Here is a 7594-nt window from a genome sequence, read left to right as displayed (position 1 = left end):
CTCCTGAGGGTCATAAACAGAACCTCCAAACTTCTTTTTTAACTGCCTGATGACATGATTTTGCATATCTAGATCTTCATAACTTCTTTCTACATAGGTTGTAGCTACGAAAATAGTTTTCGTACCCCGTGGAGCTTCTTCGCCAGCCTCACATTTATACCAGTAAAGCCAACAGCCCCGAACAGAAGCTAAATCTTTCTCCTCAAACCAAAAATACCAAGGACGCCCCCTCCCTTTTGTTTCTTCTATTCTAAATCCGAGGGGGAGAATAACTTTCTCTATTGCAGATTTTGACGGGGTTTTCTTACAGTATAAATATAGATCGAGGCTCATATGTCACCATCCAATTTTGAGGAATGTTGCCTAACGGGCAATTCGCGCACTTGGCCTTCGTTAACCGATGGGACTGCTCCTGGATTTGCAAACTTTCCAAGGTCAAGACCTCTTAACCACCAATAGAACCATTTAGGACTTCCACATCGAGGAACAAACCCCATAACATTGTTGTCTACGCAGCTCGGCTTTGTTAGGATGCGTCGTTTGTTGGTCATAAGGGCAGCCCCCACCTTCGGGAAGATGATTGTATTTGGAGGGAATACAAAGGCCCTTAGCCTGCGAGCTGCATTACGCGACACTGTGTTAGCAGACTCCACCATTTCTACGGCGTTGGCTTGGAGATTCATGTCAGAAACTTTGAAGAACGGAATTTTCTCGTTTGCAAATCCCTGTTCCACATCCGGGAATCCGGAGCCTCCCTGCACATCACCGAATCGCTTAATGGCGGTTATTTCCCAATACTCCGGGATCTCCCCCAGCCATTCGATCCCGGAGTCCTTGTACTCAGTGTAGCGGCGGTAGTTTTTCATGTGTCCTCGATCCACAGTAGATGCTTCCCAAGGGCGGTCGGGCTCATCGCGTCGTAGAACTTGCGGTCGGCGGTGACCAGCGGACAGCCTTTCTCGATCGCCGTGGTGAGGTAGAGACCGTCGTACACCGTGCACTGAAACTGGTGCGCGATCTCCAAGGCGGGCTTCACGAACGGCTTTGCCGGGCATACCTCGATATCAACGGAGAGGAGACTTTCCAGCACATCACGGGCGACGGCCACGGTCGCCTCGCCTCGGGTTACCTTCTTCCATAGGACGTTCCCCACCTCGGCGTAGAAGAGATCGGGCACGATCCAGCGTGTCTCCGCGGATATGAGCCCTAAGGCGGCGTCGCTCAGCACCTCGGGGAAGTACCACTTGATTGCGACAGAGGCATCCAGCACGAGCGTTCTCACCGGTTTCTGTCCTCCCGCACGAGCTGGGCAGCGTCGGTCTGAGGGATGCCCGCGGTTTGCTTGCGGATCTCCCGCACCCGGGCCAGGAAGGCGTCGATGTTCCTGGGGTGTGAGTTCCGCACCACCTGTTCCAGGATCGCCTTCAGCTCCCCCTGAAGCGAGCGGTTATGTTCCTTCGCTCGCCGCTTCAGCGCCTCGATTACCTCGGGATCAAGATCCCTTATGAGCACCTGCGCCACTTAACCATCACCTTCTCGCCGTTTGCTATCATTATGATAGCATATTCGGGCGGCCACTGCTTCGCTCACTCATGCCTCACCGGCCCTTTTCCAAGATCAACGACGATGGAGTGGATTTCTATCTCGAAAAACTTCTTGAACAGCTGATACGTACGCTCCTTTGGCCAGTATGTTTCGTCCGTGCACCAGGCCGCAAGTTCCCACTCGAACATGGGCATGAAATGCCGCCTGATCCACGCCCGTGGGTCCTCGACCCCAGGGATGAGATAAGCGGTGCATTCCTCCCGCAGCTCAGCGAGCGTTATCTCCGGCCCGTCTCCCGGGCAGGAGTTTGCCCAGTTGAGATACGCTTCCGTAGGCTTGAGTACAACCACAAACCGGTTCACAGTCGGCAGGTCTTCACTTCGTGCTTGATGACGCATGATCAGATTCCCATCTCCCGCAGCATCTCCATGATCTCGTGCTCCACATTCTCGATGTCCGCCTCGATTTCTTCCAGTGGCCGCGGCGGCCTCTTGCAGTGCCTTCACGAAACTGAGTCGGTCCTTGAACAGCATATCCGCATGCTGCGGAGCATATCAAGGATGCGTTCCTGCTGGCGCCGTCCCAACGCCTCTTCCTGCGCTCTTACCTCGGGATCCCGCTTCTTGCTCTCGGCCAGCCGCTTGAACGCGCGCTTGTTCTTGCGAATGCGCCTTCACAAAACCTTCACAAAAACGGGCTATAATCTAGACTCACAGCAGCAAAACCACATGTTTCGGAGGTGGACGAAAGATGCTCTTTCCATCATCGAAGTGGATTTTGGTGTTGCCTCTCCTCCTCGCCATAGCAGGGACAGTCGCGGCGGCTGGACCGGCGCTCGGGCAACAAGCGGTGCAGTTTTACACAGACTATCCCGCCGTCGTGATCGGAGAGGGACAGGATCTATCCCTCACCGTCAAGCTGGACAACCAGTTGTCGACCCCGGTGGAGGCTGAGCTTTCCGCGAGCGGACCGGAGGGATGGAACCCTAGGTTCGAGACCTCATCCTACCCAACCCTCACCGTGACCGCAGTGCGCGTTCCCGGGAGCACGGATAAGGGGAACGGGGAAGCGGTCCTCAAGTTCAAGGCATCCCCGCCGAAGGACGCCGCTCCCGGTGATTATACCTTTACATTGACGGCGAAGTCCCCGGATGGGAAGCTCCTCGGCGAGTTCCCGGTGACGGTCACCTACAACGCCAAGAAACCAGCGGAGAGCAAGCCGAGCGAGAACAAGCTCACCTTGAGCGTCGATTACCCGTCTCTGGAAGGGGCGGCAGGGAAGGATATTAAGTTTACGGTCCAGATCCGTAACCAATCGGATAAAGACCGAATGGTCGAGCTTGCCGCCCAACTCCCGTTCGGGTGGCGCGGCTACTTCTCGCCGCAGTACCAGTCCCAGCACATCACCTCGTTCAAGATCAACGCGAACGGGACCGAGCGGATCCAGTTCACCGTCACCCCGCCCTACGGGGTGAAGGAGGGGAAGTATCCGATCACCTTCGCCGCCAAGGCGGGGGACGAGACCGAGACCCTCGAACTGACTGCGGTGGTGACCGGGACGCCGGAGCTTCAGCTGGGGTCGGAAGCCGAAGTGACCGGAACCGGCGATACCCGCAATATTCACGCCACCGCGGGCAAGGAACGCCATTTCACCCTGTACCTGTGGAACAAGGGCACGGCGCCGGCCCGTGACCTGAGCTTCTATGCCTCCAAGCCGAAGGGATGGGAGGTGAAGTTCAACCCCGACCACATGGACCAAGTCGCTCCACTCGCCGAGACCGGGAAGCCGGAGACGGTCGACGTGATAATCACCCCGGCGCAGCGGGCCATTCCTGGCGATTACCAGGTGACGATCACCGTTGCCGGAGCGGAGAGCCATGAGTCGATGGACCTGCGGGTCAGCGTCGGTGCGTCCATGGGCTGGGGCTGGGTCGGAGTCGGAGTAGTGGTGATCGTCGTCGCCGGACTGACCGCGATCTTCGTGCGCCTCGGGAGGAGGTAACGATGCCGGTCGTGGAGGCGCAGGGGCTCGGAAAGCGCTACAACGGGTTCCAGGCGGTGCATAACCTCGACCTCACGATCGATGAGGGCGAGATCTTCGGGCTCCTCGGGCCGAACGGCTCGGGGAAGACGACGACGATCCTCATGCTCCTCGGCCTGACTGAACCGACGAGCGGGAGCGTCAGCATCTGCGGCTATGACCCGGTGCGCAATCCGATTGCGGTGAAGCGGAGGGTCGGCTACCTCCCGGAGAACGTCGGGTTCTACGACGATCTCACCGCGCGGGAGAACCTGCGGTTCGTGGCGCGGCTGAACGGGATGCGGGACCGTGACTCCGCGGCGAAGATCGACGAGCTCATCTCTCTGGTCGGGCTGGAGGACGCGGCCGATCGCCCGGTGCGCACCTTCTCCCGCGGGATGCGGCAGCGGCTCGGGATCGCGGACGTCCTGATCAAGGACCCGGAGTTCGTCATCCTCGATGAGCCGACCTCGGGAATCGACCCAGAGGGGGCGATCAAGCTCCTCGACATGATCGTTGAGCTGCGAAACTCCCGCGGGATGACGGTGATGCTCTCCTCCCACCTCCTCCACCAGGTGCAGCGGATCTGCGATCGGGTGGGGATCATGCATCGCGGTGAGATCGTGGCCAAGGGGACGGTCGGGGAGCTCGGAAAGGGCGAGGAAGGGCAAGAGCAGCTCGAACTCCAGGTGGATGAGATCACCCCGCTCCTCCTCTCCCGCTTGCGCGAGATAGAGGGGATATCCGCAGTGGAACCGGACGGAGACCGCATCCGCCTCACCTGCACCCAGGACGTGCGGGCCGAGGTCGCGCGGACGGTGGTCGAGCACGGAGCGAGCCTCCTCGAACTGCGCCGCCCTGGCCTCACCCTCGAGGAAATCTATCTGCGCTATTTCCAGGAGTGATCGAAATGACGGTTGTGTTCTGGAAAGAACTGGCGGACCACTTCGGGAGCAAGCGGTTTATCCTGTTTCTGTTCCTGATCCTGATCGTCGCCGGAGCGTCGGTGTACCTCGCCGAGCAGGCGATGGGGGAGAACCCGGATCAGGCAGGGGCGTTCGCGTTCTTGAACCTGTTCACCCAAAGCAGTGGGGGAATGCCGTCGTTCCTCGGGTTCCTCGCGTTCTTCGGGCCGCTGATCGGGGTCCTGATCGGGTTCGACTCGGTGAACGGGGAGTTCGCCCGCGGGACGGTGAGCCGCGTCCTCGCCCAGCCGATCTACCGGCACGCGTGGATCAACGGGAAGTTCCTTGCCGGGCTGGGGGCGCTCGGGCTCGCCCTCGCCGGGATCATGCTGATCATCTTCGGGCTCGGGCTGTACGGGCTCGGCTTCCCACCCCAGGGAGCTGAGCTCTCCCGGATCGCCATGTTCTTCGTGATCGGGGTGATCTACCTCGGATTCTGGCTCGCGCTTGGGATCCTGTTCTCGGTCGTCTTCCGCCAGCCGGCGAGTTCGGCCCTGGCCGCGATCGGGGTGTGGCTGTTCTTCACCCTGTTCTTGTACATGCTCGCTGGGCTGATCGCCGATCAGGTCGCCCCGGTGCAGCTCAACTCACCCGCCCAGGCGTGGATCCACCACAAGCAGATCCACGACCTCGTGCTCCGGTTCTCCCCCGCGACCCTGTTCGAGGAGGCGACGAGCGCGATCCTCATTCCAAGCTATCGTGGACTGGGGATAGCGGCCCTCCTCTCGCAGGAGCAGCTTCCGACGAACCCGCTCCCCCTCGGACAGAGCCTGCTCATCGTGTGGCCGCAGCTCGTGGGGTTGATCGCGCTGACCTCGATCTGCTTCGCGATCTCCTACGTGATCCTCATGCGGCGTGAGATCCGCTCGACGTAGCGAGTTTTTGTGCGGCGAGGTCGGGGGCGGAGACCTCGGGATGGTGGTACCGCCCCCGCTTTGCCGTGTGCTTCCCGAACTGGATCGCCCGGGCCGGGCAGTAATTTATGCACGCCATGCACGCCTCACAGCGGTGCTTCCACTGCGGGCGGCCGTCCACGAGAACGATATTCTCCGCCGGACAGACCTGTACGCATATCCCACAGCCGGTACAGCTGTCTTCTGCAAAGAAGCGCCGATCGAGTGCATGCCGGTGGTGAGAGAGGGCGGAGCCCAGTATCACTGTAGCGAGCCACGCGAACGGCAGCAGAAGGGGAAAAATCGTGTGAAAACGCTGTTCTCCTGCCGCAATTGAGCGAATGATCGCGGCAAGCTTTTCGTCCGCCCGCGCGAGAATCGCGCGCTGTTTGGTGGGGGACTGCACATCTGAGAGAGCGAGGTCGTTCGACGGCATGCGGACGGTGAACCCGGCATCGAGGTCCTTCCCGGCCCGGCGGAACGCGCGTCGCGCGAAGATGAGCGCCCCTCCCGGCGTGCCCGCGGGGGTGAGGACAATGAATGCGTAGCGCACGGAGGAAGGGTCGAGCCTCCCGATGAACTCAGAGACGATCCCAGGGAGGGCGAATCCATGCACCGGGCAGACGATCCCGATCCGGGGGGCTTCCGGCACGATCCGGGCTGTATCCCGGAGGGATGGGATACCGACAAGCTCCGCATCCCCCAACCCGGCTGCGATCCGCCGCGCCACGGCGAGCGAGTTTCCCGTCCCGGTGAAGTAGTAGATGAGGGTTTTCATCGCTTATCAGCTTAATACGCCGAGGTGCGGTGCACAAGTTTCAGAGCTGTCTCATCCACGCTGGCGGACGGGATTGGCGCCCTGATCCATACGGCTCATGCTTTCATGCTCACCTTTCGATGAGAAAAGACTATGCCGGCAAGAGGAGGCCGTGCATGATGAAATCCAGCAACGCCTCCAGAACGGACGCGGGCATCTCATCATGTCCCTCGATGAACAGCTGGCGCAACCCAACGAGGTGTCCCATCCCCAGCAGCGAGTAGGCAAGGACTTCCGGGTCCAGCCTCCGTATTTCTCCCTGTTCCATCCCCCGCTGCAGGCCGCGCATATACCCGGCAGCGAGCCGCTGGTAGTACCAGCGCCCGACTGCCTCATCGACGAATTCAGCCTCGCGGACGATACGATAAGCGCCGCGGTGACGGCTTATGAACTGAAAGAAGGCGCGAAACCCCTCCCGCTCGATCTCCCTCCGATCGGCCAGCCCGGATATCGCTCGTCTCTCCTCCATGCGAAATCGCTCGTTTATTTCCCGGATCAGTTCCGCAAACACCGCCACCTTGTTGGGGAAGTAAAGATAGAATGTCCCCTGGGCCACTCCGGCAACGTAGGTGATGGACGAGATCCGCGTCTCATAGAACCCGGCCTCGCCGAACAGCCGCTCGGCGGCATTCAGAAGGGCCTGGCGTGTCGCCTCCCCGCCCTGGGGAACCGCGGGCGTCACCGGGCTGGCCTTTTCGGAGGTACGCCCGGTGTCCTTGGGAGGATGGAGGGGCTGCCCGGTATCGATCCCATGGAGGACCAATTCGTCGATGGTCCGCAATACCCCTTCGTCCAATCCGTTCTGCTCCCAAATGAGGTAGCGAAGGGCAATGAACTCTACGATCCCCAGCAGGGCATAGGAAACGGTGTCCAAGTCGACGGGCCGGAACTCGCCCCTTGTAATCCCCTCCTCCAGTGCCTGCTGCAGAGGGGCAGCGATATCGGAGTGGAAACGGCGATGGATGCCCATCTGAAGAAACTCCGCTTCCCGCAGGACGTTATACAGCGCGACATAACGGCCGATGAACTCCAGTATACTGCGATAGCCCGCGAGAAGTTGGTCGATGGAGGTCTCGGCTGCCTCCATCGCCGTATCGATCTGCGCGCGAAGCCGCTTCTCGAACCCCTCGATCAAACGGATGAATATCTCTTCCTTGCCGGCAAAGTAACGGTAGAACGTGCCGTGCGCCACCCCTGCCCGTCGACAGATCTCCGCCACTGAAGCATCGTGGTATCCCAACTCTCCGAACGTCTGTTCCGCCGCTTGCAAGAGCCGTTCCTGTGTGTAGTTTCCTTTTCGGGAGCGGGGCACAGCCCGCTCAATCATCTCCTCTGTCATTCGGTCGCTCAGCCCC

Annotated in this window: 10 protein-coding genes; 3 read left to right on the top strand and 7 right to left on the bottom strand. The window is 60.2% G+C overall.

Annotation, left to right across the window (positions count from 1 at the left end; genetic code table 11):
• The 5 genes from J7J55_05070 to J7J55_05050 form a co-directional block, all read right to left on the bottom strand.
• The coding region (locus tag J7J55_05070; GenBank protein ID MCD6142070.1) for a hypothetical protein at positions 1 to 333 on the bottom strand (333 nt) is incomplete at its 3' end.
• Positions 330 to 866 carry a hypothetical protein gene (locus J7J55_05065; GenBank protein MCD6142069.1) on the bottom strand — a complete coding sequence of 179 codons (537 nt, stop codon included), beginning with the start codon at positions 864 to 866 and terminating at the stop codon, positions 330 to 332. The genes J7J55_05065 and J7J55_05070, both read right to left, overlap by 4 nt.
• Positions 863 to 1282 (bottom strand): type II toxin-antitoxin system VapC family toxin, encoded by a 420-nt coding sequence (locus tag J7J55_05060; protein ID MCD6142068.1) that lies wholly within the window; start codon positions 1280 to 1282, stop codon positions 863 to 865. Before J7J55_05060 ends, J7J55_05065 begins: the two co-directional genes overlap by 4 nt.
• The gene (locus J7J55_05055; protein ID MCD6142067.1) at positions 1279 to 1521 is read right to left on the bottom strand and encodes a hypothetical protein; all 243 of its coding nucleotides are present in this window, start codon (positions 1519 to 1521) and stop codon (positions 1279 to 1281) included. Before J7J55_05055 ends, J7J55_05060 begins: the two co-directional genes overlap by 4 nt.
• Before the next feature lie 65 nt (positions 1522 to 1586).
• On the bottom strand, positions 1587 to 1943 hold the full coding sequence (locus J7J55_05050; GenBank protein ID MCD6142066.1) for a VacJ: 357 nt from the start codon (positions 1941 to 1943) through the stop codon (positions 1587 to 1589).
• Positions 1944 to 2295: 352 nt separating this feature from the next.
• Between J7J55_05050 and J7J55_05045 the strand changes: the two genes are divergently transcribed.
• Genes J7J55_05045 through J7J55_05035 form a run of 3 tightly spaced genes read left to right on the top strand, consistent with a single transcriptional unit; the run spans position 2296 to position 5404 of the window.
• The gene (locus J7J55_05045; GenBank protein ID MCD6142065.1) at positions 2296 to 3546 is read left to right on the top strand and encodes a hypothetical protein; all 1251 of its coding nucleotides are present in this window, start codon (positions 2296 to 2298) and stop codon (positions 3544 to 3546) included.
• Between the two features lie 2 nt (positions 3547 to 3548).
• The gene (locus tag J7J55_05040; GenBank protein ID MCD6142064.1) at positions 3549 to 4469 is read left to right on the top strand and encodes an ABC transporter ATP-binding protein; all 921 of its coding nucleotides are present in this window, start codon (positions 3549 to 3551) and stop codon (positions 4467 to 4469) included.
• A gap of 5 nt (positions 4470 to 4474) precedes the next feature.
• The gene (locus J7J55_05035) at positions 4475 to 5404 is read left to right on the top strand and encodes an ABC transporter permease (protein MCD6142063.1); all 930 of its coding nucleotides are present in this window, start codon (positions 4475 to 4477) and stop codon (positions 5402 to 5404) included.
• Here the strand turns inward: J7J55_05035 and J7J55_05030 are convergent.
• Together J7J55_05030 and J7J55_05025 are read right to left on the bottom strand one after the other, a co-directional pair.
• On the bottom strand, positions 5376 to 6200 hold the full coding sequence (locus J7J55_05030; GenBank protein MCD6142062.1) for an EFR1 family ferrodoxin: 825 nt from the start codon (positions 6198 to 6200) through the stop codon (positions 5376 to 5378). The two genes, J7J55_05035 and J7J55_05030, sit on opposite strands and share 29 nt — an antisense overlap.
• 130 nt (positions 6201 to 6330) lie before the next feature.
• A partial coding sequence (locus J7J55_05025) for a TetR/AcrR family transcriptional regulator (GenBank protein ID MCD6142061.1) occupies positions 6331 to 7594 on the bottom strand: 1264 nt, incomplete at its 5' end.

Source organism: Candidatus Bipolaricaulota bacterium, assembly GCA_021159055.1.
Taxonomy (GTDB): domain Bacteria; phylum Bipolaricaulota; class Bipolaricaulia; order UBA7950; family UBA9294; genus S016-54.
The sequence above is the reverse complement of the archived record's forward strand: the minus strand, read 5'-3'. Positions and strand labels throughout refer to the sequence as shown.

Excerpts from the sequence above, each read along its gene's own strand:
- J7J55_05065 (MCD6142069.1), bottom strand. The coding sequence starts at position 866 with ATGAAAAACTACCGCCGCTACACTGAGTACAAGGACTCCGGGATCGAA.
- J7J55_05050 (MCD6142066.1), bottom strand. The coding sequence starts at position 1,943 with ATGCGTCATCAAGCACGAAGTGAAGACCTGCCGACTGTGAACCGGTTT.
- J7J55_05045 (MCD6142065.1), top strand. The coding sequence starts at position 2,296 with ATGCTCTTTCCATCATCGAAGTGGATTTTGGTGTTGCCTCTCCTCCTC.
- J7J55_05040 (MCD6142064.1), top strand. The coding sequence starts at position 3,549 with ATGCCGGTCGTGGAGGCGCAGGGGCTCGGAAAGCGCTACAACGGGTTC.
- J7J55_05035 (MCD6142063.1), top strand. The coding sequence starts at position 4,475 with ATGACGGTTGTGTTCTGGAAAGAACTGGCGGACCACTTCGGGAGCAAG.
- J7J55_05030 (MCD6142062.1), bottom strand. The coding sequence starts at position 6,200 with ATGAAAACCCTCATCTACTACTTCACCGGGACGGGAAACTCGCTCGCC.